Here is a 23948-nt window from a genome sequence, read left to right on the forward strand (position 1 = left end):
GGCGTAATGAAGCAGCCTTTGCAATTAAAGATTAAACACGACGGGAGCCATCCAGCTTCCGTAAGATGTTCCTGAAAGCATTCGAGCCGGGCAGTCCCGCTCGAATCACGACGGACTAAACCGACAGGCGCCAGGGAAGGGGGTGTGAATCCCCCGCAGCCCCCGCTGCTGTGATGCTGACGAACCCATATTTAGCCACTGATCTGCTTACCGGATTGGGAAGGATGGGGGAGGACGACGCTAAGCCAGAAGACCTGCCTGCCGGTAATAATCAACAACTTCGGTGGGAAGTGGGTTGCTCAGATGCGTACAGTCGAAAGACTGGGAATGCACGCAGCCCTACCACCCGGCACAGGATCGGGGTATGGCAGCCAGGCAGCACGCATTTATTCTCGCAGGTACCGGCAGCGGTTGTGGTAAAACCACCGTTACGCTTGGTCTGCTCAGCCTGTTGAAGCAGCGCGGCATGCGGGTGCAGCCGTACAAAGTCGGCCCGGACTACCTCGACACCGGCTGGCACACCGCCGTCAGCGGCGTCGCTTCCTGCAACCTCGATGGCTTTATGCTCCCGGAGCCAGTGCTTAACGCGCTGTTTTGCGAACGGATGCAGCGGGCGGATATCGCGGTCATTGAAGGCGTCATGGGGCTGTATGACGGTTTCGGCGCCGACCCCGACTACTGCAGTACCGCCGCGATGGCCAAACAGCTCGGCTGTCCGGTCATTTTACTGGTAGACGGTAAAGCGGTTTCCACCTCCATCGCCGCCACGGTGATGGGATTTCAGCACTTCGACCCCAGCCTGAATATCGCCGGCGTTATCGTCAATCGCGTCAACAGTGACACCCATTATCAACTTCTCAAAGGCGCCATTGAACGCTACTGCGGGCTGCCGGTGCTCGGCTACGTGCCGCGGGTGGAAGGGGTGGCGTTACCGGAACGCCATCTGGGACTGGTTACCGCCCGCGAGTCGCTGGTTAACCAGCAGCCGTGGCGCGATTTTGCCCACACGCTGGCGCAAACGCTGGATATTGAACGGCTCCTTGCCCTTAGCCAACTCATTACCCTACCCGCCGGGGAGTGGTCCCCGCTGCCGTCGCCCGACGCCGGCGCGGGCCTGACGCTGGCGCTGGCCGACGACGAAGCCTTCAACTTTTACTACCCGGATAACCTCACGCTGCTCGAACGTTGCGGGGTGAATATCGTGCGCTTCAGCCCGCTGCGCGATAGCGAGCTTCCACCGTGCCAGATGATTTGGCTCGGCGGCGGCTATCCGGAAATTCATGCCGCCGCGCTGGCGGCGAACACGCGGATGCTGGCGCAGCTGCAGGAGGCGCACCGGCGCGGGGTGGCGATTTACGCCGAATGCGGCGGCCTGATGTATCTCGGCAGCACTCTTGAAGACGCCAGCGGCGACATCTATCCGATGGCCAACCTTATTCCCGGTCACAGCAAGATGGGCAAACGGCTCACCCGCTTTGGCTACTGTGAGGCGCGGGCGATGCGGCAAACGCTGCTGGCGGCGCCCGGCGAAATCCTGCGCGGGCACGAGTTTCACTACTCGGATTTTACCCCCGAGTCCCCTGCGGTCCTGGCCTGCCGCAAAGTTCGCGACGGCATCACTCTCCAGCAGTGGTCGGGCGGCTGGCAGGTGGGCAACACGTTCGCCAGTTATCTGCACCTGCACTTTGCGCAGCGTCCCATGATGCTTAACCACTGGCTGGCTGCGGCAAGGAGCGCGCTATGACGCTGCTGGCCTGGGGCGTTGCCTGGCTCCTTGATTTTTTCATCGGCGATCCGCAGAGCTGGCCGCACCCGGTGCGCTGGATTGGCAACCTGATCGCCGTCGTTCAGCGCGGCGTGCGTCGCTACTGTCACAGCGATGCGGCCCTGCGCCTCGGCGGCGCGATGATGTGGCTGGTGGTGGTCGGGCTGACGTGGGGCGTCTCCTGGGGCGTGCTGACCCTGGCGCAGGCGATCCATCCGTGGCTTGGCTGGCTCGTTGAAGTATGGATGATTTTCACCGTGCTGGCCGGACGCTGTCTGGCGCAGTCGGCGCGGGATGTCGAGCGTCCGCTGCGCGCGGGCGATCAGGTGGAGAGCCGTATCAAACTGTCGTGGATCGTCGGGCGAGACACGTCGCAGCTTGCGCCGCAGCAGATTAATCGCGCGGTGGTGGAAACCGTCGCGGAGAACACCGTCGACGGCATTATCGCGCCGCTCTTCTTTTTGCTGCTGGGCGGCGCGCCGCTGGCGATGGCCTATAAAGCGGTCAACACCCTGGACTCGATGGTTGGCTATAAGCACGAAAAATATCGTGCCATCGGCATGGTCAGCGCCCGCCTCGATGATGTCGCCAACTTTATCCCCGCCCGCCTGAGCTGGCTGCTTATCAGCCTCGCTGCTCTCCTCTGCGGTGAAGCGGGCGGCCGCGCGTTGCGCATCGGCTGGCGCGACCGCTACAACCACAGCAGCCCGAACTGCGGCTGGTCGGAAGCGGCGGTCGCCGGGGCGCTCGGCATCCGGCTTGGCGGCCCTAACGATTACTTTGGCCAGCGCGTGGAGAAGCCGTGGATCGGCGACGCGACGCGCGATATTTCCGTAGATGATATTTCCCGAACGATTCGACTGATGTGGGTGTCTTCGACCCTGGCGCTGGCGCTGTTTATGGCGGTCCGGTACTGGCTGGTCGGCGCAGCCTGAGGACAAATGAATGCACTATATCCAGCAACCGCAGGCGATTGAGGCGAAAAGCTTCGACATTATTGGCGACATTATTGCGCAGACCCGCCCGGACTACCGCTTTGCCAGCCCGCTGCACGAAGCCATTATCAAGCGGGTGATCCACACCACCGCCGATTTTGACTGGCTGGATATCCTGTGGTTTTCGCCCGACGTGCTTCCGCGCTTAAGCGCCGCCCTGAGCCATCCCTGCACGCTTTATACCGATACCACCATGGCCCTTTCCGGGATCAATAAAACTCTGCTGGCGAAATTCGGCGGCGAGTGCCGCTGCTATATCAGCGATCCGCGGGTGGTGGCGGAGGCCAAAGCGCAGGGGATGACCCGCTCGATGGCGGCGGTCGATATCGCGGTCGCCGAAGAGGGCGAGAAGGTGTTTGTTTTTGGCAATGCGCCCACCGCACTGTTTCGTCTGCTGGAGCATGACGTCGCGGTCAACGGCGTGATCGGCGTGCCGGTCGGTTTCGTCGGCGCGGCGGAGTCGAAAGAGGCCCTGACGCAGAGCGGCCTGCCGGGCATCGCCGCGCTGGGTCGTAAAGGCGGCAGCAACGTCGCCGCCGCCATCGTCAACGCCATTTTGTACCACCTGCAGGGGGCGCGATGAGCGAGCAATCCTTTGACGCCCCGGTGTGGCACAACGGCAAGGCGCTGCGCAAAGGCTATACCACCGGATCCTGCGCGACGGCGGCAGCCAAGGTCGCGGCGCTGATGGTGATGCGCCAGCATCTGATTCATCAGGTCTCCATTGTCACCCCTTCCGGCGTCACCCTGTGCCTTAACGTCGAGTCGCCGCACGTTGAAGGGCAGCAGGCGATCGCCGCCATTCGTAAAGACGGCGGCGACGATGTTGACGCCACCCACGGGATGCTGATTTTTGCCCGCGTGACGCTCGACGATTCCGGCGAGATTATCCTGCGCGGCGGCGAAGGTGTCGGCACGGTCACCCGCAAAGGAATCGGCCTGCCCATCGGCAGCCCGGCGATTAACCGTACCCCGCGCCACACTATTGAGTCGGCGGTGCGCGAAGCGATTGGCCCGTCGCGCGGAGCCGAAGTCGAGATTTTCGCCCCGGAAGGCGAGGCGCGGGCGCAGAAAACCTATAACTCGCGGCTCGGGATCCTGGGCGGTATCTCGATTATCGGCACCACCGGTATCGTGACGCCGATGTCGGAGGAGAGCTGGAAGCGTTCGCTATCGCTGGAGCTGGAAATTAAGCGCGCGGCGGGGCTGGAGCGGGTGGTGCTGGTGCCGGGCAACCACGGCGAGCGCTTCGTCCGCGAGCAGATGGGTATTGATGCGCAGGTGGTGGTCACCATGAGCAACTTCGTCGGCTACATGATTGAAGAGGCCGTGCGCCTCGGGTTCCGCCAGATTGTGCTGATCGGCCACCCTGGCAAGCTGATTAAAGTCGCCGCCGGGATCTTCCACACCCACAGCCATATCGCCGATGCGCGGATGGAAACCCTGGTCGCGCATCTGGCGCTGCTGGGCGCGCCGCTGGCGCTTCTGCAGCTGGTGAGCGAATGCGATACCACCGAAGCGGCGATGGAGCACATCGACGCGTACGGTTTTCAGCATATCTATCACCATCTTGCCGAACGCATCTGCCTGCGGGTGACGCAGATGCTGCGCTTTACCAAAGCGCCGCCCGTCTGCGACGCCATCATGTTCTCCTTTGATAACAAGGTCCTCGGCAGCAATCGGCCGATCGCCGAGATTGCGCGGGAGATGTCATGTTAACGGTCGTTGGCATGGGCCCGTCGGGCCTGCATCTGATGACGCCGGCGGCGCGGGACGCGGTCGCCAGTGCGGACGCGCTGGTGGGCGGCAAGCGGCATTTGCAGCAGTTCCCTGAGTTTGACGGCGAACGGTTTGCGCTGGGGGCCAATATCGCCGAACTGCTGGAATGGCTCGGCGAGCGTGACGCGCAGAAGGTGGTGGTGCTGGCCTCCGGCGACCCGCTGTTTTACGGCATCGGTACGCGGCTGATAGCCCACTTTGGCATCGAGCGCGTGCGCATTATCCCCGGCATCAGCGCGGTGCAGTATCTCTGCGCGAAGGCTGGTATCGATATGAACGATATCTGGCTGACCAGCAGCCACGGGCGGGAGGTCTGTTTTGATGAGCTGGCGCGCCAGCGCAAGGTGGCGATGGTGACCGACGGGCGCTGCGGGCCGCGGGAAATCGCCGCCCAGCTGGCGGCGCGGGGAAAAGGGTATCGCTGGATGGTGATTGGCGAAAATCTGGCGATGGATAACGAGCGGATCCGCTGGCTACCGGTCAGTGAGGTCAACGGTGAATATGAGATGAACGCGGTGGTGATCCTCGATGAAAGATGAGCTTTTTCTGCGCGGCGAGAAGGTGCCGATGACCAAAGAGGCGGTTCGCGCGCTGGCGCTGGCCAAACTTGAACTGCACCGGGCAAGCCACCTGATTGATATCGGCGCCGGTACTGGCAGCGTGTCGATTGAGGCGGCGCTGCAGTACCCCTCGCTGCAGGTAACGGCGATCGAACGCAATCCCGCGGCCCTGCAGCTGCTGGACGAAAACCGCCAGCATTTCGCCTGCGGCAACATTGAGATCCTGCCCGGCGAAGCGCCGATGGTGATGACCGAGCGGGCCGACGCCATATTTATGGGCGGCAGCGGCGGCCGCCTCGACGAGCTTATTGACTGGTCGTGGCAGCAGCTCTACCCCGGCGGTCGTCTGGTGATGACCTTTATCCTCCAGGAGAACCTGAATGCCGCTCTCGACTATCTGCGGCTGAAGGGAATCGAACAGGTTGATTGCCTGCAGCTGAACGTTTCAGCGCTGACCACGCTGGGCAGCGGCCACTATTTCAAACCGAATAATCCCGTTTTTGTTATCGCCTGTCAGAAGGAAGAAAACCATGGCTGAGACATTTGATCCCCGTAGTGTGTGGTTCGTTGGCGCAGGGCCGGGCGATCGTGAACTGATTACCCTCAAGGGGTACCGTTTGCTTCAGCAGGCCCAGGTGGTGATCTACGCCGGGTCGCTGATTAACACCGAGCTGCTGGAGTACTGTCCTCCTGGCACCGAGTGTCACGACAGCGCCGAACTGCATCTGGAGCAAATTCTCGACCTGATGGAAGCCGGGGTTAAAGCCGGGAAAACGGTGGTGCGTTTACAGACCGGAGACGTGTCGCTGTACGGCTCGGTACGCGAGCAGGGCGAAGAGCTGACTAAACGCGGCATCGACTGGCAGGTGGTGCCGGGCGTCAGCGCGTTTCTCGGCGCCGCGGCGGAGCTGGGGGTCGAATACACCGTCCCGGAAGTCTCCCAGAGCCTGATTATTACCCGCCTCGAAGGGCGCACGCCGGTGCCGGAGCGTGAGCAGCTTGAGTCGTTTGCCAGCCACCAGACCTCGATGGCGATTTACCTCTCTGTGCAGCGTATTCATCGGGTGGCGGAGCGCCTGATTGAAGGCGGTTACCCGGCAACCACGCCGGTGGCGGTGATCTATAAAGCGACCTGGCCGGAAAGCCAGACCGTACGCGGCACCCTGGCGGATATCGGCGACAAGGTGCGCGAGGCGGGGATCCGCAAAACGGCGCTCATTCTGGTCGGGAATTTCCTGGGCTCTGAGTATCACTACTCAAAACTCTACGCGGCGGACTTTAGCCATGAATACCGTAAAGCCTGAATCGATTGCGCTTTTCTGCCTGACCCCAGGCGGCGTCCGGCTGGCGAAACGGCTGGCGGCGATGCTGCCGTTAACCTGTTTTACCAGCGAGAAGCTGCTGGAGGAGGGGTTTCTTCCCTTTGAAAACGGTTTTGCCAGCGCCGCGCGCGAGGCCTTCAGCAGCTATTCGGCGCTGATCTTCATCGGCGCCACCGGGATCGCGGTACGCGTGCTGGCCCCGCTGGTGAATGACAAGTTTAGCGACCCGGCGGTGGTGGTGATTGACGAGCGCGGCCAGCACGTTATTAGCCTGCTTTCCGGCCATGCGGGCGGCGCGAATGCCCTGAGCCGCTATCTGGCCGGGATGCTCGGCGCCGACCCGGTGATCACCACCGCCACCGACGTCAACGAGATGGCGGCGCTGGATACCCTGGCGTTCCAGCTTAATGCCCGAATGGTCGACTTCCGCGCGGCGGTGAAAACCGTCAACCAGATGCTGGTCAGCCATCAACGCGTCGGCCTGTGGTGGGACGACGAGCTGGATGAAGACGTCAGCCGCTGCGACCGGCGCGGGTTTATTACCGTGACCGATCTGCACCAGCTTCCCGAGCTGGACGCGCTGGTCTGCGTCACCCTGCGCAACGAACTGCCGGCGATCGACGTGCCGCACTGGAAGCTGGTGCCGCAGCGGGTAGTCGCCGGAATTGGCTGCCGTCGCGATACGCCATTCCCGCTGTTAGCGGCGCTGCTGGCGCGCCAGCTTGAGGCGCAGCGCCTCGATCCGCTGGCGCTGAAAGCCATCGGCAGCGTCACGCTGAAGAAACACGAACAGGGGCTGATTCAGCTGGCCTCCTGCTGCCGCGTGCCGTTTGAAACCTTTACCGCTGATGCGTTGCGCGAGCATGAGCATCACTTTCCCGCTTCATCGTTCGTCAGAAACACCGTCGGCGTGGGGAGCGTATCCGGCCCGGCGGCCTGGCTGCTGAGCCATGGACAACTGTTGGGCGAAACCCTGCGCGAACAGGGCGTCACTATTACTTTGGGAGTTTCACACTGATGTTAAGCGTAATCGGAATCGGCCCTGGCTCGCAGTCCATGATGACCATGGAGGCCATTGAAGCGCTGCAGGCGGCGGAAATCGTCGTTGGCTATAAAACATACACCCACCTGGTGAAAGCCTTTACCGGCGATAAGCAGGTGATCAAAACCGGGATGTGCAAAGAGATTGAGCGCTGCCAAGCGGCGATTGAGCTGGCGCAGGCCGGGCATAACGTGGCGCTGATCAGCAGCGGCGACGCCGGTATTTACGGCATGGCCGGACTGGTGCTTGAACTGGTCAGCAAGCAGAAGCTGGATGTGGAGGTTCGCCTGATCCCGGGGATGACCGCCAGCATCGCCGCCGCCTCGCTGCTGGGCGCGCCGCTGATGCACGACTTCTGCCATATCAGCCTCAGCGACCTGCTGACCCCGTGGCCGGTGATTGAAAAGCGCATTGTCGCCGCCGGGGAAGCCGACTTTGTTATCTGTTTTTACAACCCGCGCAGCCGCGGCCGCGAAGGGCATCTGGCGCGCGCTTTCGAGCTGCTGTCGGCCAGCAAAAGCGCGCAGACCCCGGTGGGGGTAGTGAAGTCCGCCGGACGTAAAAAGCAGGAGAAATGGCTGACCACCCTGGGGGAGATGGATTTTGAACCGGTCGATATGACCAGCCTGGTGATCGTCGGCAACAAAGCGACCTATATCCAGGATGGCCTGATGATCACGCCGCGGGGCTACGTGCTGTGAGCCACGGCGAGGTGCTGGTGATGGGGGGAACCAGCGACGCGCGGGCGCTGTGCCAACAGCTTGACGCGGCGCAGGTTCGCTACACCCTGTCGGTAGCGACGCCGACCGGCCAGCAGCTGGCGGGGGATATTCGCGGCCGGGTGCGCTGCGGGCGTCTTGAGCTGGAGGAGATGATCGCCTGGCTGAAGGCTAACCGGACCCGCTGGGTGATTGATGCTTCGCACCCCTACGCCGAAGCGGTGAGCCGCAATATCGTCCAGGCCTGCGAAACCGCCGGCGTGCTGCTGAGCCGCTATCAGCGCCCTGAGCAGCTGAGCGGCCTGACCCATCCGCTGCTCTATACCGTGGAGAGCGTTGAACAGGCCTGCGAGGTCGCGCGGCGCTTCGGTCCGCGCGTGCTGCTCACAACGGGCAGCAAAGATCTGGCGCGCTGGCGGACGGGATTAGGCGAAAAAACGCTGCTGGCCCGTGTGTTGCCGGTAGCCGATGTCATCGCGCAGTGCGCCGCGCTGGGGTTTGGCGTTGGCGAGATCTTCGCCCTGTGCGGGCCGTTCAGCGCCGAGTTCAACGCCGCTTTCTACCGCCAGTGCCGGGCCGATGTGGTGATCACTAAGGCCTCCGGCGCCGAGGGCGGCTATCAGGAAAAAGTACAACCCTGTCTGGATGCCGGTATCCCCTGCATCGTGATTACGCGCCCGGCGCCGCTGGTGACCGGTGAAGAATTACTGGAAAGTCAGGCTGCCTTTGCCCGGCGCTTAGCGCGCTGGCTGGCCGCTGCTTAAGGAGTCAGAAATGAAAAAAGCGCTTCTGGTGGTCAGTTTTGGCACCAGCTATCCCGACACCTGTGAAAAGAACATCGTCGCCTGCGAGCGCGAGCTGGCGGCCAGCTGCCCGGACCGCGACATGTTTCGCGCCTTTACCTCCGGGATGATTATCCGCAAGCTCAAACAGCGCGACGGTATCGAGATTGATACGCCGCTGCAGGCGTTGCAGAAGCTGGCCGAGCAGGGCTACCAGGATGTGGCGATTCAGTCGCTGCACATTATCAACGGCGATGAGTATGAAAAGATCGTCCGCGAAGTGCAGAGCCTGCGCCCGCTGTTCCTCCGCCTGACGCTGGGGGCGCCGCTGCTGAGCAGCCATAACGATTACGTTCAGCTGATGCAGGCGCTGCGCCAGCAGATGCCGCCGCTTGCCGCCGATGAAACGGTAGTCTTTATGGGCCACGGCGCCAGCCATCACGCTTTCGCCGCCTACGCCTGCCTGGACCATATGATGACGGCGAAGGGATTTCCGGCGCGGGTCGGCGCGGTCGAAAGCTATCCGGAGGTCGATATTCTTATCGACAGCCTGCGCCGGCAGGGGGTGAAGGGCGTGCACCTGATGCCGCTGATGCTGGTGGCCGGCGATCACGCCATTAACGATATGGCCTCGGACGAAGAGGATTCCTGGAAAACGCTGTTCAACGCCGCCGGTATCACGGCGACGCCGTGGCTGAACGGGCTGGGAGAGAATCCGGCGGTGCGCGCGATGTTCGTCGCTCACCTGCAGCAGGCGCTGAGCCTGGCGATGGAGGAGGCGGCATGAGCGGCAAACTGTATGCCCTGAGCACCGGCCCCGGCGCCGCCGATCTGATCACCGTGCGCGCGGCGCGCGTGCTGGGCACGCTGGACATTCTCTACGCGCCCGCCGGACGTAAAGGCGGCGACAGCCTCGCGCTCTCCATCGTGCGTGAATATATCGGCGAGCAGACTGAAGTGCGCTGCTGCCATTTCCCGATGAGCGCCGACAGTGCGGAAAAAGAAGCGGTGTGGGACGAGGTCGCCGCCGCGCTAGTTGAGGAAGTGGCGGCGGGCAAGCAGGTCGGCTTTATTACCCTCGGCGACGCCATGCTGTTCAGCACCTGGGTGTTCTTACTCCAGCGCATCGGCTGCCCGGAGTGGCTGGAGATTGTACCCGGCGTCACCTCTTTCGCCGCCATTGCCGCGCGTTCAAAAACGCCGCTGGCCATGGAGCAGCAGTCGCTGGCGGTGATCTCCTGCACCGCGCCGGAAACGGAAATCGAACAGGCGCTGCGCCGGCATGAAAGCCTGGTGCTGATGAAAGTCTACGGACGCTTTACCCGCATTAAAGCGCTGCTGGCGAAAAATGGCCTGCTGGATGCCGCCCTGATGATGTCCGAAGCCACGCTGCCGGGCGAGCAGTGCTGGCGTCATTTGGCTGAAGTCAGCGACGACCAGCCGCTGCCCTATTTCTCGACCATTCTGGTCAACAAACAGTGGGAGTATGCAGAATGAAACTTGAACAACAGCTAAAACAGCTGTCTTTCAGCGGGTTAGCTGCAGCGCTATTGCTGATAGTGGTGCCCGAAAAGGCTTTCGCGATGCACATCATGGAGGGGTTTTTACCGCCGATGTGGGCCCTGGCGTGGTGGCTGCTGTTTTTACCCTGCCTGTGGTACGGGCTGGTGCGCCTGCGCCGCATCGTGCAGGAAGATAACAACCAGAAGGTGCTGCTGGCGCTGTGCGGGGCGTTTATTTTTGTCCTCTCGGCGCTGAAAATTCCTTCCGTTACCGGCAGCTGCTCGCACCCGACCGGCGTCGGCCTGGCGGTGATTCTCTTCGGGCCTGGCGTGGTGGCGATCCTTGGCGCCATTGTGCTGCTGTTCCAGGCGCTGCTGCTGGCGCACGGCGGGCTGACAACGCTCGGCGCGAACGGCATGTCGATGGCGGTCATCGGGCCGGTGGTCGGCTATATGGTGTGGAAAATGGCCTGCCGCGCGGGCATTCGTCGCGATGTCGGGGTATTTCTCTGCGCCATGCTGGCGGATCTGGTGACTTACTTTGTCACCTCGGTCCAGCTCGGCGTGGCCTTCCCGGATCCGACCGCCGGCGCGACCGGATCGATCGTTAAGTTTATGGGGATCTTCTGCCTGACCCAGATCCCGATCGCCATTGCTGAAGGGCTGTTAACCGTCATGATCTACGACCAGTTGACCAAACGTCAGCTGATTACCGCACAGGGGCATTAACATGAAAAAGACGCTGATATTGTTAGCCATGGTGGTGGCGCTGGTGATCCTACCGTTCTTTATCAATCACGGCGGCGAGTTTGGCGGCTCGGACGGCGAGGCGGAGAGCCAGATTCAGGTGGTCGCGCCGCATTATGAGCCGTGGTTCCAGCCGCTGTATGAACCGGCAAGCGGGGAGATTGAGAGCCTGCTGTTTACGCTCCAGGGCTCGCTTGGCGCGGCGGTGATATTCTATATTCTGGGCTACAGCAAAGGCAGACAGCGCCGTGATGACCGGGTTTGACCGACTTAGCTATCAGAGCCGCTGGTTTCACGTCGCGCCGGAGCGCAAGTTCCTGTTCTGGCTGCTGCTGATGGGACTGGCCTTTACCCTGCCCCCGCTGGGGCAGGGTATCGAAATGGCGTTGATTGCCGCCTTAACCTGCTGGCTGCTGCGGGTCTCGCCGTGGCGCTGGTGCCGCTGGATGGCGCTGCCGTTTGGCTTCCTACTGATCGGCGTGCTGACCATTCTGTTAAGCGTCAGCCGCGATCCGCAGGATCTGCTGGTGAGCCTGCCGCTGGGCAGCGTCTGGCTGGGCATCACGTCGGAGGGGCTGACGACCGCCAATCAGACCTTCTGGCGCAGCCTGGCGGCGCTGGCGTCCACCTTCTGGCTGGTGCTGAATCTGCCGTTCCCGCAGCTTATTGTGCTGCTCAAGCGCGGGCGGGTGCCGCGGCTGCTGACCGAGCAAATCCTGCTGACCTGGCGCTTTATTTTTATTCTGTTAGACGAAGCGCTGGCGATTCACCGTGCGCAAACATTACGTTTTGGCTACCGTAGCGTGCCGAAGGGCTATCGTTCGCTGGCGATGCTTGTAGGGCTGCTGTTTACCCGGGTGATGATCCGCTACCAGCAGATGAGCACAACGCTGGATATCAAATTGTATCAGGGTGATTTTCACCTCTAAGGATAAGTATGCTTGCCACGACCGATCTCTGGTTTCGCTATCAGGACGAGCCGGTGCTGAAGGGGCTGACGCTGGATTTTTCCCATCACGCGGTGACCGGACTGGTGGGGGCGAACGGCTGCGGAAAATCGACGCTGTTTATGAACCTGAGCGGTCTGCTGCGCCCGCAGAGCGGGGCGGTGCTGTGGCAGGGAAATCCGCTGGACTACAGCAAGCGCGGCCTGCTGGCGCTGCGTCAGCAGGTGGCGACCGTTTTCCAGGACCCGGACCAGCAGATTTTCTATACCGATATCGACAGCGATATCGCCTTTAGCCTGCGTAACCTGGGAGTTGCGGAAGAGGAAATTGCCCGCCGGGTGGACGATGCCCTGACTCTCGTCGATGCCCAGGGGTTTCGTCACCAGCCGATTCAGTGCCTGAGCCACGGGCAGAAAAAGCGCGTGGCGATAGCCGGCGCGCTGGTGCTGCAGGCGCGCTATTTACTGCTCGACGAGCCTACGGCAGGGCTCGATCCTTCGGGACGCGCGCAGATGATCGACATCATTAAGCGTATTGCCGATCGGGGCAACCACGTGGCGATCTCCAGCCATGATATCGATCTGATCTATGAAGTCAGTGATGCGGTTTACGTGTTACGCCGCGGCGAAGTGCTGGCGCATGGCGAACCCAGCGAGGTGTTTGCCCGCAGCGAACTGATGGCCCAGGCCGGGCTAACCCAGCCGTGGCTGGTGAAGCTGCACGCGCAGCTCGGGCTGCCGCTGTGTAAAACCGAAGAAGAATTTTTTACGCGGATGCGAAGCAACGCGATGAAGGAGGCGTCATGACGCTGGCAATTATGTTACAGGGCACCGCTTCCGACGTCGGTAAAAGCGTGCTGGTCGCTGGGCTGTGTCGTATTTTTTATCAGGACGGGCAGCGCACCGCGCCGTTTAAATCGCAGAATATGGCGCTCAATTCCGGTATTACGCCGGATGGCAAAGAGATGGGCCGCGCGCAGATTTTCCAGGCCGAAGCGGCGGGGATCGCGCCGGACGTGCGCATGAACCCGGTGCTGCTTAAGCCGACCAGCGACCGCAAAGCGCAGGTGGTGCTGATGGGCAAGGTGGCGACCGATATGGACGCGGTGAGCTATCACGAATACAAGCCGCGCCTGCGCGAACAGATCCTCGCGGTCTATCATAGCCTGGCCGCCGAACATGACGTGCTGGTGCTGGAAGGGGCGGGCAGCCCGGCGGAGATCAACCTGCGCGATCGCGACATCGTCAATATGGGCATGGCCGAGATGGCCCAGTGCCCGGTGATCCTCGTGGCCGATATCGATCGCGGCGGCGTATTCGCCTCTATCTACGGCACCCTCGCGCTGCTGCACGACCACGAGCGCGCGCGGGTCAAAGGGGTGATTATCAATAAATTTCGCGGCGACGTGGCGCTGCTATATTCCGGGATCGAGCAGATAGAAGCGCTCACCGGCGTCCCTGTACTCGGCGTGATGCCGTGGCTGGACGTCGATCTCGAAGATGAGGACGGCGTCGCGCTGCAAAAGGGCAAATATCTGCGCACCGACAGGCGCGACATTGAGATTGCCGTGGTTCAGCTGCCGCACATCGCCAATTTTACCGATTTCAACGCGCTGGCGGCGCAGCCGGACGTCCGCGTCCGCTATGTTCGCCAGCCGCAGGAACTGGCGGGCGTGGATATGGTGATCCTGCCGGGCAGTAAAAATACGCTTGGCGACCTGGGCTGGCTGCGCGAGAGCGGCATGGCGCACGCGGTGCTGCAGGCCCGGCATCGGGGCGTACCGGTGCTGGGGATCTGCGGCGGCTACCAGATGCTCGGCGAAACCATTATCGATGAGGTGGAGTCGGGGCTTGGCACGCAGCCGGGGCTGGGTTTGCTCAATACCGTCACCCACTTTGCGCACAGCAAAACGACCACCCAGGTGAGGGCGACCCTCGCTCCAGGGCTGCCGGCGTGGCTGGCGGCAACGGCGGGGCTGGCCGTACGCGGCTATGAGATCCATATGGGCGAAACTGAGCTGCGCGATGGCTGCCGTTCGCTGATGCAACTCCATAAAAATGGGCTGAGCGTAGCGGACGGCGCGGTCAGTGATGACGGCCTGGCGTTTGGCACCTATCTGCACGGCCTGTTTGATAGCGATGAATTTACCCGCGCGCTGGTTAACGGCCTGCGCCAGCGTAAAGGGCTGGCGGCGCTGGATAGCGATGTCGAATATGCGCAGTATAAATCCCGCCAGTTCGATCTGCTGGCCGACGCGATGCGCCAGCATATCGATATCGAAAAAATCTACGCCATCATGCGTCAACATCAGGAGCCCGTATGCTGACTTTAGTCACCGGCGGGGCGCGCAGCGGTAAAAGCCGTCATGCCGAAGCGCTGATCGCCCATGCGCCGCAGGTACTGTACATCGCTACCTCACAGATCTTTGATGACGAGATGGCGGCGAGGATCCAGCACCACCGCGATGGCAGGCCCGCACACTGGCGCACCGCCGAGCGCTGGCGGCAGCTTGATGAGCTGATAACGCCGGATATCGCCCCGGAAGAGGCGATTTTGCTGGAATGCATTACCACCATGGTGACCAACCTGCTGTTTGCGCTGGGCGGCGACAGCGCGCCGGACGATTGGGATTATGCGGCGATGGAGCGGGCGATCGACGCCGAAATCGACGTCCTGATCGCCGCCTGCCAGCGCTGTCCGGCCCGCGTGGTGCTGGTGACCAACGAAGTGGGAATGGGGATTGTGCCGGAGAATCGTCTGGCCCGCCATTTCCGCGACATCGCCGGGCGCGTCAATCAGCGCCTGGCGGCGGCGGCGGACGAGGTCTGGCTGGTGGTGTCGGGCATTGGTGTGAAAATCAAGTAAATCAGGCGCGCCGTACCGGGCGTTATTCTTCTTGCTGGCTCTGCCCTGAGCCAGCCAACATGACGAGAACCTCTATGCAAAGCTTAACCTCTCTACTGAGTGCGATCCCTGCGCCTGATGAAAAAGCGATGGCGTGCGCCCGGCTTCATATTGATGGTCTGCTGAAGCCGCCCGGAAGCCTTGGACGCCTTGAAGATCTTGCCGTGCAGCTGGCGGGCATGCCTGGCCTTGACGGCGTCCCGCAGGTGAAAAAGAAGGCGTTGCTGGTGATGTGCGCCGACCACGGCGTGTGGGACGAAGGGGTCGCCATCTCGCCAAAAGCGGTGACCGCGATTCAGGCGGCGAATATGACGCTGGGCAAAACCGGCGTTTGCGTACTGGCGGCACAGGCGGGTGCGAAGGTGCACGTGATTGATGTCGGGATCGATGCCGAGCTGATTCCGGGCGTTATCAACATGCGCGTGGCGCGCGGCTGCGGCAATATCGCCGTCGGTCCGGCAATGCGCCGCGGCCAGGCGGAAGAGCTGCTGCTGGAGGTGATGCGCTATACGCGAGGGCTGGCGCAGGATGGCGTCACGCTGTTTGGCGTCGGGGAGCTCGGAATGGCCAATACCACCCCGGCGGCGGCGATTGTCAGCGTTCTGACCGGTAGCGATGCCCAGGAGGTGGTCGGGATTGGCGCTAATCTGCCGTTGGCGAAAGTCGCTAACAAAGTGGAGGTGGTGCGTCGGGCAATTGCCGTCAATCGACCCGACCCGAATGATGGCCTGGATGTACTGGCGAAAGTGGGCGGTTTTGATTTATTGGGGATGACGGGCGTGATGCTGGGCGCGGCCTCCTGCGGCCTGCCGGTGGTGCTCGATGGCTTTCTCTCCTACGCGGCGGCGCTGGCGGCGTGCCGAATTGCGCCGGAAGTGAAACCCTATCTGATCCCGTCCCACTATTCGGCAGAGAAGGGCGCGCGTACGGCGCTGATGCATCTCGAACTGGAGCCCTACCTGAATATGGGAATGCGCCTGGGCGAAGGCAGCGGCGCGGCGCTGGCGATGCCGATCGTTGAAGCAGCCTGCGCGATGTACCACGAGATGGGCATGCTGGCGGCGAGCAATATTGTGTTGCCGAAGGGCTGAGAAAGGGCTGGGGAGCGGCGCTGCGCCGTTCCCTGAATCACATGGAAGATTTTGCGGAACGCAGAAACAAAAAAACACCCTTGAGGGTGTTTATGATGTTGGTTGCGGGGGCCGGATTTGAACCGACGACCTTCGGGTTATGAGCCCGACGAGCTACCAGGCTGCTCCACCCCGCGTCCGTCTTTACTCTTCATCGAGTAAACTTGCATCAGATTTTAATTGGTTGCGGGGGCCGGATTTGAACCGACGACCTTCGGGTTATGAGCCCGACGAGCTACCAGGCTGCTCCACCCCGCGTCCGTCATTACTCTTCCATCGAGTAACGTTACTTCTCTGATTTTAATTGGTTGCGGGGGCCAGATTTGAACTGACGACCTTCGGGTTATGAGCCCGACGAGCTACCAGGCTGCTCCACCCCGCGTCCGTGGAAGCGCACTATACTCCGCTAACGTTTTGATGCAACCCTTTTTGACAGAAATCGTCGATTTTGTAAAAAATGGTGCATACAGAAGCACTTCCCGCTTGTTTTTTGCGCAAAACTGCCTTTGCGGTGCCTAAGCGCATTTCATTAGCCCTGGCGGTTTGTTATCTTCATCACGCACCCGGGCTTAGCAGCATAAAGAAGAGATACCATGAAAGGACGTTGGGCAAAATATGCAGTAACAGGCGCGATGCTGGCAATGCTGGCCGCCTGTTCCTCAAAACCGACCGATCGCGGTCAGCAGTATAATGAAGGTAAACTCACCCAGCCGTTTTCGCTGGTTAACCAACCTGATGCGGTCGGCTCGCCGATTAACGCCGGCGACTTCTCCGAGCAGGTAAGACAGATTCGTAGCGCCTCTCCGCGTCTCTACACCAGCCAGAGCAACGTCTACAATGCGATTCAGGAGTGGCTGCGTTCCGGCGGTGACACTCGCACGCTGAGCCAGTTTGGTATCGACGCCTGGCAGATGCAGGGGACGGATAACTACGGTAACGTTCAGTTTACCGGCTACTACACGCCGGTGGTGCAGGCGCGTCATACTCGCCAGGGCGAGTTCCAGTATCCGATTTACCGGATGCCGCCGAAGCGCGGCAAGCTGCCGTCCCGCGCCAGCATCTACGCCGGCGCTCTGAGCGACAACTACATCCTGGCCTACAGCAACTCGCTGATGGATAATTTCATCATGGACGTGCAGGGTAGCGGCTACATTGACTTTGGCGACGGTTCGCCGCTGAACTTCTTCAGCTATGCCGGGAAAAACGGCTGGCCATATTACAGCATCGGTAAAGTGCTGATCGACCGCGGCGAAGTGAAGCGCGAAGATATGTCGATGCAGGCGATCCGCGAATGGGGCGAAAAGCACAGCGAGGCGGAGGTTCGTGAATTGCTGGAGCAGAACCCGTCGTTCGTCTTCTTTAAACCGCAGTCCTTTGCGCCGGTGAAAGGCGCCAGCGCGGTGCCGCTGATTGGCCGCGCGTCGGTGGCCTCCGACCGTTCCATTGTTCCTGCTGGCACCACGCTGCTGGCGGAAGTGCCGCTGCTGGACAATAACGGTAAGTTCAACGGCCAGTACGAGCTGCGTTTAATGGTGGCCCTCGACGTTGGCGGCGCGATTAAAGGCCAGCACTTCGATATTTACCAGGGCATTGGTCCGGATGCCGGACACCGTGCCGGTTGGTATAACCACTATGGCCGCGTATGGGTGCTGAAAAACGCGCCGGGCGCGGGCAACGTCTTTAGCGGCTAGTACTCACGTTCTTTTCCCCGGTCGCGCTGCGCTTACCGGGGCTACGGTAGCCCGGGTAAGGCGCTTGCGCCGCGGCCCGGGAATATCCACTTATTCTGAGGTTTTATGTCTGTTGTAATCAGCGATGCCTGGCGCCAGCGTTTTGGCGGCACGGCGCGTTTATATGGTGAAAAGGCGCTGCAATGTTTTGCCGATGCGCACGTCTGCGTGGTCGGCATCGGCGGCGTGGGCTCCTGGGCGGCGGAAGCGCTGGCGAGAACCGGGATTGGCGCGATAACCCTCATCGATATGGATGACGTCTGCGTGACCAACACCAACCGCCAGATCCACGCGCTTGGCGGTAACGTTGGCCTGGCGAAAGCCGAGGTGATGGCGGAGCGCATTCGCCTGATCAACCCCGAGTGCCGGGTCACGGTGGTGGACGATTTCATCACCCCGGAAAACGTCGCGGAGTATCTTGGAGTTGGTTTTAGCTACGTGATTGACGCCATCGACAGCGTGCGCCCGAAAGCGGCGCTGATCGCTTACTGTCGTCGCCATAAGGTTCCGCTGGTGACCACCGGCGGCGCGGGCGGGCAAATCGATCCGACGCAAATTCAGGTCGCCGATCTGGCGAAAACCATCCAGGATCCGCTGGCGGCAAAGTTGCGCGAGCGTTTGAAGAGCCAGTTCGGGGTGGTGAAGAACAGCAAAGGTAAGCTCGGCGTGGATTGCGTGTTTTCCACCGAAGCGCTGGTTTATCCGCAGGCGGACGGCAGCGTGTGCGCGATGAAAAGCACCGCTGAGGGGCCGAAGCGAATGGATTGCGCATCCGGTTTTGGCGCCGCGACGATGGTGACTGCGACCTTTGGTTTTGTCGCCGTCTCCCACGCGCTGAAGAAAATGCTGGCGAAGGCGGAGCGGCTGACGGCGTAAATTCCCGGGTCGCGGCGCAGGCGCCGCCCCCGGGATGAGCTTAAACCTCAACCTCGCGGGCGGCGGCGAGTACTGCCTCGCTCAGGGCGCTGAGCCCCTGGCTGCGCGAGGCGCTCAGTTGGCCGCGCATCCCCAGCGCATCAAACAGCGCCAGCGGATCCTGCGCCAGCAGCTCGGCGGCGCTTTTGCCTTCAACGGCGGTCAACAGCACCGCCAGCATGCCGCGCACGATACGGCCTTCGCTATCGCCGAAGAAATGCAGCTTGCCCTCGGCATCGACGGAATAGCCCAGCCAGACGCGGTTTTCACACCCGGCAATCTCTTTGGCCCGCGCTTTCTGGTCGTCCGGCAGGGCGGGAAGCTGCTTGCCCAGTAAAATCAGCTGGCGGTATTTATCCTCCCACTGGCTGAGCGGAGTAAAGGTCTGCCGTAGAAATGCCTCGGTGATGCGGGTTCCAAAAGGGTGAGAAGTCGTCATTAGTCCACCAGAATTTCCAGAGCGCGGTCAACGGCGTGCACCAGCGCGTAAACGTCGTCTTGCGTATTATAAGGCGCGAAGGAGGCCCGCAGCGTGCCGCTGACGCCAAGCGCCGCCAGCAGCGGCTGAGCGCAGTGCTGACCGGCGCGCAGCGCGATACCCGATTCCGCCAGCAGCGTCACCATATCGCTATGGTGAACGCCGTCAAAATCAAACGCCAGCAGGCTGGCGCCCTGGCAGCGGAACGAACGGAATCCCGGACGTTTCGCCAGCTCCTCTTCCGCCAGCGTGGCCAGACTGCGGCACCAGTTTTCCGCCTGCGCGATATCCGTCTCCTCCAGCCACTCCAGCGCCGCGCTCAGGCCAATCACCCCGGCGATATTGGGCGTCCCGGCCTCGAAGCGCCAGGGGGCGGGCTGGGTTTTGAAGCCGTCGAAGGTGACTTCGGTAATCATTTTTCCCCCGCCGAGCCACGGCGACATCTCCGCCAGCCGTTCGCGTTTGCCATACAGCGCGCCGATGCCGGTCGGCCCGTAGAGCTTATGGCCGGAAAAAGCATAAAAGTCGATATCCAGCGCCTGGACGTCCGCCGGGAAATGCACCGCCCCCTGCGCGCCGTCGACCATCACCACCATCCCGGCAGCGCGAGCCTGGCGAATCGCCAGCGCCAGGTCCGGGCAGCCGCCGGTGACGTTGGACATCTGGCCAATCGCCAGCACCCGACTGCGCGGCGTGATGAGCGCGCCAAGCGCCGCTACGTCCGGCAGACGGTTGCCCGCCAGCGGCAGCTTCACCACCCGCGCGCCGGTTTGCTCTGCAACCATTAACCACGGCACCAGGTTAGCGTGATGCTCCGCTTCGCTGACGATAATCTCATCGCCGGGTTTCAGACGCGGGCGCACGTAGCTCTGCGCCACCATATTAATGGCTTCGGTGGTGCCGCGCGTCCAGACGATATCTTCGCCGGATGGGGCATTAAGCAGCGCCGCCACGCGTTCGCGCGCGTTCTCATAGCGTTCGGTTAGCTGCCGGGCGGCGGCGAACTGGCTGCGATGGACGTTGCCGGCGCTAAGGCGATAGAACTGGTCGCTGGCCTCAATGACCGCCAGCGGTTTGAGGGTGGTCGCGGCGCTATCAAGATAGACGCCGGCGTCGGCCAGCGCCGGGAACTGGGCGCGAAATTGGACGGGGTTGAATGCGTTCATGAGATTCCTCGTATCGATATCAGGATCGTCGCGCAAATCGGCGGGTGATACAAGGTTTGTGCTAACGACTGGAATTTTCTGAATATGGCTTCGGGTGGGTAAAAGATAGTTATGCTGAATAGTGTTGGGTTTGCGTTTTAACCTGGTACAGAACGAATCATAAACAGTATAAATAGTCGAAAGGAGAGAAAGATGAAAATGAATAAGACTGCCGCAATTATTACTGCCTGTGTGCTGACCTTTGGCCTGAGCGCCTGCTCCTCTAACTACGTGATGCATACCAACGATGGGCGCACCATCGTGACCGACGGCAAACCGCAAACGGATAATGATACTGGCATGATTTCGTACAAAGATGCCTGGGGTAACAAGCAGCAGATTAACCGTTCTGACGTCAAACAGTTGGGCGAGCTGGATAAGTGATTAGCGTATATACCCTAATTAATTCGCGTTGCAGGAAGGGGGCAAGTGAGCGAACCCCAGGAGCTTAATCGAGTAAGTGACTGGAGTGAACGACAAATCTGCCGGGAGCAGATTTGAACGTCGCTTGCGACGGCCCGCCAGGGTGAGGCCCACGGATCGGCCGAGTAATCCGAGGCCAACGCACATGCAACTTGAAGTATGACGGGTATAGCAGGCAAAAAAAAAGCACCGCGCAGTGCGGTGCTACATTAAATCACTATGGACAGACAGGGTAAATGTACAGGAAGTGAAAAGGGGTAGCTGAGCTACCATGGTCCGCAAACCCGGACCAATTGCAAACACAACAACACAACATCACAACCGTAAGCCAAAAGCTTGTTGGAACACGCATTCCAAAAAAAGCTCTTCGTTCCGGCTCAGGAAGTGCCGCCACTATAGGTATTTGCTGGTAGAAGCTCAACGGACAAATTATAATAGCTCAGATAAAAAAAACTAATAGGTTAACTATTGTTTCCTGTTTGTTAAATTGCCTTAACATCTAAGCCAGAATAACTATGTCCAAGCGTTTGCCACCTCTGAATGCATTACGTGTTTTTGATGCTGCCGCCCGTCATCTTAGCTTCACTCGCGCCGCCGATGAGCTTTTTGTGACCCAGGCCGCAGTCAGCCACCAAATCAAGTCTCTGGAGGATTTCCTCGGCCTCAAGCTGTTCCGTCGACGCAATCGTTCTCTTCTTTTAACGGAGGAGGGGCAGAGCTATTTTCAGGATATCAAAGAGATTTTTTCGCAGCTCACCGAAGCGACCCGCAAGCTTCAGGCGCGAAGCGCAAAAGGGGCTTTAACCGTCAGTATGCTGCCCAGTTTTGCCATTCAGTGGCTGGTGCCGAGACTCACAAGCTTTAACTCAGCTTATCCGGGAATCGACGTCAGAATCCAGGCCGTGGACCGTCAGGAAGATAAGCTAGCCGACGATGTCGACGTGGCGATTTTTTACGGCCGCGGCAACTGGCCGGGGCTACGGGTGGAAAAACTGTACGCCGAATATCTGCTCCCGGTGTGCTCCCCGCTGTTACTCACCGGTGATAAAGCGTTGAAAATGCCTGCCGATCTGGCGCAACATACCCTGCTGCACGACGCTTCCCGCCGCGACTGGCAAACTTATACCCGTCAGTTGGGTCTAAACCATATCAATGTTCAACAGGGACCTATATTTAGCCACAGCGCAATGGTGCTGCAGGCGGCAATCCATGGACAGGGGGTCGCGCTGGCCAACAATGTGATGGCGCAGTCCGAGATTGAGGCAGGCCGTTTGGTCTGTCCGTTTAATGATGTTCTGGTCAGTAAGAATGCGTTTTATCTCGTTTGTCATGACAGTCAGGCAGAACTGGGTAAAATAGCCGCCTTCCGCCAGTGGATTCTGGCAAAAGCGGCTAATGAACAAGAAAAATTTCGCTTTCGTTATGAACAATAAATCATCGTAGGGTAAACACATGACCAGCCGTTTTATGCTGATTTTCGCCGCGATAAGCGGTTTTATCTTTGTGGCTTTGGGCGCTTTTGGCGCGCATGTTTTAAGTAAAACGATGGGCGTTGCGGAAATGGGCTGGATCCACACCGGCCTGCAGTATCAGGCTTTCCATACGCTGGCGATCTTTGGCCTGGCGGTGGCGATGCAGCGCCGGATCAGCATCTGGTTTTACTGGAGCAGCGTCTTTATGGCGCTCGGTACCGTTCTTTTTAGCGGCAGCCTCTACTGTCTGGCGCTCTCGCATTTACGCCTGTGGGCGTTCGTTACGCCGGTCGGGGGCGTCTGCTTCCTCGCCGGTTGGGTATTAATGTTAATTGGTGCAATTCGTCTGAAACGTAAGGGCGTTGTTCATGAATAAAGTTGTCCTCTATTGTCGCCCTGGGTTTGAGAAAGAGTGCGCAGCAGAAATTACCGATAAGGCCTCGCGCCTTGAGGTGTTTGGTTTTGCCCGAGTCAAAGACGACTCCGGCTATGTGATTTTTGAGTGCTATCAGGCCGAAGACGGCGAAAAGCTGGTGCGCGAACTGCCGTTCAGCTCGCTGGTGTTTGCCCGCCAGATGTTTGTGGTTGGCGAACTGCTGCGCGACCTGCCGCCGGAAGACCGTATTTCCCCGATCGTCGGTATGCTGCAGGGCGTGGTGGAGAAGGGCGGCGAGCTGCGCGTGGAAGTGGCCGATACCAACGAAAGCAAAGAGCTGATGAAGTTCTGCCGCAAGTTTACGGTACCGCTGCGCGCGGCGCTGCGCGAAGCGGGCGTGCTGACCAACTATGAAACGCCAAAACGTCCGGTGGTCCACGTGTTCTTTATCGCGCCGGGCTGCTGCTACACCGGCTATTCGTTGTCTAACAACAACTCGCCGTTCTATATGGGCATTCCTCGCCTCAAGTTCCCGTCCGATGCGCCAAGCCGTTCGACTCTCAAGCTGGAAGAGGCGTTTCACGTCTTTATCCCGGCGGATGAGTGGGATGAGCGTCTGGCGAACGGTATGTACGCGGTGGATCTCGGCGCCTGCCCCGGCGGTTGGACCTATCAGCTGGTGAAACGCAATATGTGGGTCTCCTCGGTGGATAACGGCCCCATGGCGCAAAGCCTGATGGATACCGGCCAGGTGACCTGGCTGCGTGAAGATGGCTTCAAGTATCGCCCAACGCGCAGCAACATCTCGTGGATGGTGTGCGATATGGTAGAGAAGCCGGCGAAAGTGGCGGCGCTGATGGCGCAGTGGTTGGTGAACGGCTGGTGCCGGGAAACCATCTTTAACCTGAAGCTGCCGATGAAAAAACGCTACGAAGAGCTATCGCGTAACCTGGCCTATATTCAGGAACAGCTCGACGAGCACGGTATCAACGCGCAGATCCAGGCGCGCCAGCTGTATCACGATCGCGAAGAGGTGACGGTTCACGTTCGCCGCCTGTGGGCTGCCGTCGGCGGTCGCCGCGACGAACGCTAGTTTGCCCGCTTGTAGGCCGGATAGGGCACTAAGAGCCTATCCCATTAGGGCTATTTTGTTTG

27 protein-coding genes, 3 tRNA genes and 1 riboswitch are annotated in these 23948 nt (G+C 60.6%); of the genes, 25 read left to right on the plus strand and 5 right to left on the minus strand.

Features of this window, described 5'->3' with window-relative positions:
* The first annotated feature begins 71 nt into the window (after positions 1-71).
* A riboswitch (cobalamin riboswitch) is annotated at positions 72-276 on the plus strand.
* A gap of 88 nt (positions 277-364) precedes the next feature.
* The 19 genes from K7H21_RS05175 to cobT all read left to right on the plus strand — a co-directional run bounded on the left by K7H21_RS05175 (position 365) and on the right by cobT (position 16155).
* Positions 365-1744, plus strand: a complete 1380-nt coding sequence (locus K7H21_RS05175) for a cobyrinate a,c-diamide synthase (protein ID WP_223035639.1) — start codon at positions 365-367, stop codon at positions 1742-1744.
* Entirely contained in the window at positions 1741-2700 is a 960-nt protein-coding gene (cbiB, locus tag K7H21_RS05180) for an adenosylcobinamide-phosphate synthase CbiB (protein ID WP_142445202.1), read from the plus strand. The genes K7H21_RS05175 and cbiB overlap by 4 nt, the downstream gene beginning before the upstream one ends.
* A 10-nt stretch (positions 2701-2710) precedes the next feature.
* Positions 2711-3343: a cobalt-precorrin-8 methylmutase gene (locus tag K7H21_RS05185; protein WP_004124485.1), complete on the plus strand. Its 633-nt coding sequence runs from the start codon at positions 2711-2713 to the stop codon at positions 3341-3343.
* Positions 3340-4479, plus strand: coding sequence for a cobalt-precorrin-5B (C(1))-methyltransferase CbiD (cbiD, locus tag K7H21_RS05190; RefSeq protein WP_004124482.1), 1140 nt, complete (start codon positions 3340-3342; stop codon positions 4477-4479). Before K7H21_RS05185 ends, cbiD begins: the two co-directional genes overlap by 4 nt.
* Positions 4473-5078, plus strand: coding sequence for a cobalt-precorrin-7 (C(5))-methyltransferase (locus K7H21_RS05195; RefSeq protein WP_004124479.1), 606 nt, complete (start codon positions 4473-4475; stop codon positions 5076-5078). The genes cbiD and K7H21_RS05195 overlap by 7 nt, the downstream gene beginning before the upstream one ends.
* Positions 5068-5637 carry a decarboxylating cobalt-precorrin-6B (C(15))-methyltransferase gene (locus K7H21_RS05200; protein ID WP_004124476.1) on the plus strand — a complete coding sequence of 190 codons (570 nt, stop codon included), beginning with the start codon at positions 5068-5070 and terminating at the stop codon, positions 5635-5637. Before K7H21_RS05195 ends, K7H21_RS05200 begins: the two co-directional genes overlap by 11 nt.
* Entirely contained in the window at positions 5630-6403 is a 774-nt protein-coding gene (locus K7H21_RS05205) for a cobalt-precorrin-4 methyltransferase (RefSeq protein ID WP_223035640.1), read from the plus strand. Before K7H21_RS05200 ends, K7H21_RS05205 begins: the two co-directional genes overlap by 8 nt.
* Entirely contained in the window at positions 6384-7439 is a 1056-nt protein-coding gene (gene cbiG / locus K7H21_RS05210) for a cobalt-precorrin 5A hydrolase (RefSeq protein ID WP_004124469.1), read from the plus strand. Before K7H21_RS05205 ends, cbiG begins: the two co-directional genes overlap by 20 nt.
* Complete coding sequence (locus K7H21_RS05215; RefSeq protein WP_004124467.1) at positions 7439-8164, plus strand: precorrin-3B C(17)-methyltransferase; 726 nt, start codon at positions 7439-7441, stop codon at positions 8162-8164. The genes cbiG and K7H21_RS05215 overlap by 1 nt, the downstream gene beginning before the upstream one ends.
* Positions 8161-8946 (plus strand): cobalt-precorrin-6A reductase, encoded by a 786-nt coding sequence (locus tag K7H21_RS05220; RefSeq protein WP_032741940.1) that lies wholly within the window; start codon positions 8161-8163, stop codon positions 8944-8946. Before K7H21_RS05215 ends, K7H21_RS05220 begins: the two co-directional genes overlap by 4 nt.
* Before the next feature lie 10 nt (positions 8947-8956).
* On the plus strand, positions 8957-9751 hold the full coding sequence (gene cbiK, locus K7H21_RS05225; RefSeq protein WP_004124462.1) for a sirohydrochlorin cobaltochelatase: 795 nt from the start codon (positions 8957-8959) through the stop codon (positions 9749-9751).
* Complete coding sequence (locus K7H21_RS05230) at positions 9748-10461, plus strand: cobalt-factor II C(20)-methyltransferase (protein ID WP_223035641.1); 714 nt, start codon at positions 9748-9750, stop codon at positions 10459-10461. The genes cbiK and K7H21_RS05230 overlap by 4 nt, the downstream gene beginning before the upstream one ends.
* Entirely contained in the window at positions 10458-11195 is a 738-nt protein-coding gene (gene cbiM / locus K7H21_RS05235) for a cobalt ECF transporter S component CbiM (RefSeq protein ID WP_004124457.1), read from the plus strand. The genes K7H21_RS05230 and cbiM overlap by 4 nt, the downstream gene beginning before the upstream one ends.
* A gap of 1 nt (position 11196) precedes the next feature.
* Positions 11197-11478, plus strand: a complete 282-nt coding sequence (locus tag K7H21_RS05240; protein WP_004124454.1) for an energy-coupling factor ABC transporter substrate-binding protein — start codon at positions 11197-11199, stop codon at positions 11476-11478.
* Positions 11465-12142, plus strand: coding sequence for an energy-coupling factor ABC transporter transmembrane protein (locus K7H21_RS05245; RefSeq protein ID WP_004124452.1), 678 nt, complete (start codon positions 11465-11467; stop codon positions 12140-12142). Before K7H21_RS05240 ends, K7H21_RS05245 begins: the two co-directional genes overlap by 14 nt.
* An 8-nt stretch (positions 12143-12150) precedes the next feature.
* Positions 12151-12966 carry an energy-coupling factor ABC transporter ATP-binding protein gene (locus tag K7H21_RS05250; RefSeq protein WP_223035642.1) on the plus strand — a complete coding sequence of 272 codons (816 nt, stop codon included), beginning with the start codon at positions 12151-12153 and terminating at the stop codon, positions 12964-12966.
* A complete protein-coding gene (locus tag K7H21_RS05255) occupies positions 12963-14486 on the plus strand; it encodes a cobyric acid synthase (protein WP_049112537.1) in 1524 nt (507 codons plus the stop codon). Before K7H21_RS05250 ends, K7H21_RS05255 begins: the two co-directional genes overlap by 4 nt.
* Entirely contained in the window at positions 14480-15025 is a 546-nt protein-coding gene (cobU, locus tag K7H21_RS05260) for a bifunctional adenosylcobinamide kinase/adenosylcobinamide-phosphate guanylyltransferase (protein WP_004124443.1), read from the plus strand. The genes K7H21_RS05255 and cobU overlap by 7 nt, the downstream gene beginning before the upstream one ends.
* A 74-nt stretch (positions 15026-15099) precedes the next feature.
* Positions 15100-16155, plus strand: coding sequence for a nicotinate-nucleotide--dimethylbenzimidazole phosphoribosyltransferase (gene cobT, locus K7H21_RS05265; protein ID WP_223035643.1), 1056 nt, complete (start codon positions 15100-15102; stop codon positions 16153-16155).
* Between the two features lie 99 nt (positions 16156-16254).
* Here the strand turns inward: cobT and K7H21_RS05270 are convergent.
* From K7H21_RS05270 to K7H21_RS05280, 3 genes are all read right to left on the minus strand, one after another.
* Positions 16255-16331 (minus strand) — tRNA-Met (locus K7H21_RS05270).
* A gap of 44 nt (positions 16332-16375) precedes the next feature.
* Positions 16376-16452, minus strand: a tRNA-Met gene (locus K7H21_RS05275).
* A 47-nt stretch (positions 16453-16499) separates the two neighbouring features.
* A tRNA-Met gene (locus K7H21_RS05280) sits at positions 16500-16576 on the minus strand.
* Between the two features lie 211 nt (positions 16577-16787).
* Here K7H21_RS05280 and mltA point away from each other — a divergent pair.
* Positions 16788-17885 (plus strand): murein transglycosylase A, encoded by a 1098-nt coding sequence (mltA, locus tag K7H21_RS05285; RefSeq protein WP_004124438.1) that lies wholly within the window; start codon positions 16788-16790, stop codon positions 17883-17885.
* Between the two features lie 105 nt (positions 17886-17990).
* Entirely contained in the window at positions 17991-18800 is an 810-nt protein-coding gene (gene tcdA / locus K7H21_RS05290; protein ID WP_004124436.1) for a tRNA cyclic N6-threonylcarbamoyladenosine(37) synthase TcdA, read from the plus strand.
* A gap of 40 nt (positions 18801-18840) precedes the next feature.
* On the opposite strand, the gene csdE is transcribed toward tcdA, so the two are convergent.
* Complete coding sequence (gene csdE, locus K7H21_RS05295; protein ID WP_004124433.1) at positions 18841-19278, minus strand: cysteine desulfurase sulfur acceptor subunit CsdE; 438 nt, start codon at positions 19276-19278, stop codon at positions 18841-18843.
* Positions 19278-20483: a cysteine desulfurase CsdA gene (csdA, locus tag K7H21_RS05300; protein WP_123828864.1), complete on the minus strand. Its 1206-nt coding sequence runs from the start codon at positions 20481-20483 to the stop codon at positions 19278-19280. The genes csdE and csdA overlap by 1 nt, the downstream gene beginning before the upstream one ends.
* A 198-nt stretch (positions 20484-20681) precedes the next feature.
* Between csdA and K7H21_RS05305 the strand changes: the two genes are divergently transcribed.
* The 4 genes from K7H21_RS05305 (at position 20682) to rlmM (ending at position 23886) form a co-directional block, all read left to right on the plus strand.
* Positions 20682-20906 (plus strand): YgdI/YgdR family lipoprotein, encoded by a 225-nt coding sequence (locus K7H21_RS05305; RefSeq protein ID WP_032742197.1) that lies wholly within the window; start codon positions 20682-20684, stop codon positions 20904-20906.
* A gap of 554 nt (positions 20907-21460) precedes the next feature.
* Positions 21461-22378: a glycine cleavage system transcriptional regulator GcvA gene (gene gcvA / locus K7H21_RS05310; protein WP_004124422.1), complete on the plus strand. Its 918-nt coding sequence runs from the start codon at positions 21461-21463 to the stop codon at positions 22376-22378.
* 19 nt (positions 22379-22397) lie between these two features.
* Positions 22398-22793, plus strand: coding sequence for a DUF423 domain-containing protein (locus K7H21_RS05315; RefSeq protein WP_004105073.1), 396 nt, complete (start codon positions 22398-22400; stop codon positions 22791-22793).
* The gene (gene rlmM / locus K7H21_RS05320; RefSeq protein ID WP_004124420.1) at positions 22786-23886 is read left to right on the plus strand and encodes a 23S rRNA (cytidine(2498)-2'-O)-methyltransferase RlmM; all 1101 of its coding nucleotides are present in this window, start codon (positions 22786-22788) and stop codon (positions 23884-23886) included. Before K7H21_RS05315 ends, rlmM begins: the two co-directional genes overlap by 8 nt.
* The last annotated feature ends 62 nt before the right edge of the window (positions 23887-23948 follow it).

Source organism: Klebsiella sp. CTHL.F3a, assembly GCF_019890895.1.
GTDB classification, from domain to species: Bacteria; Pseudomonadota; Gammaproteobacteria; order Enterobacterales; family Enterobacteriaceae; genus Klebsiella; species Klebsiella grimontii.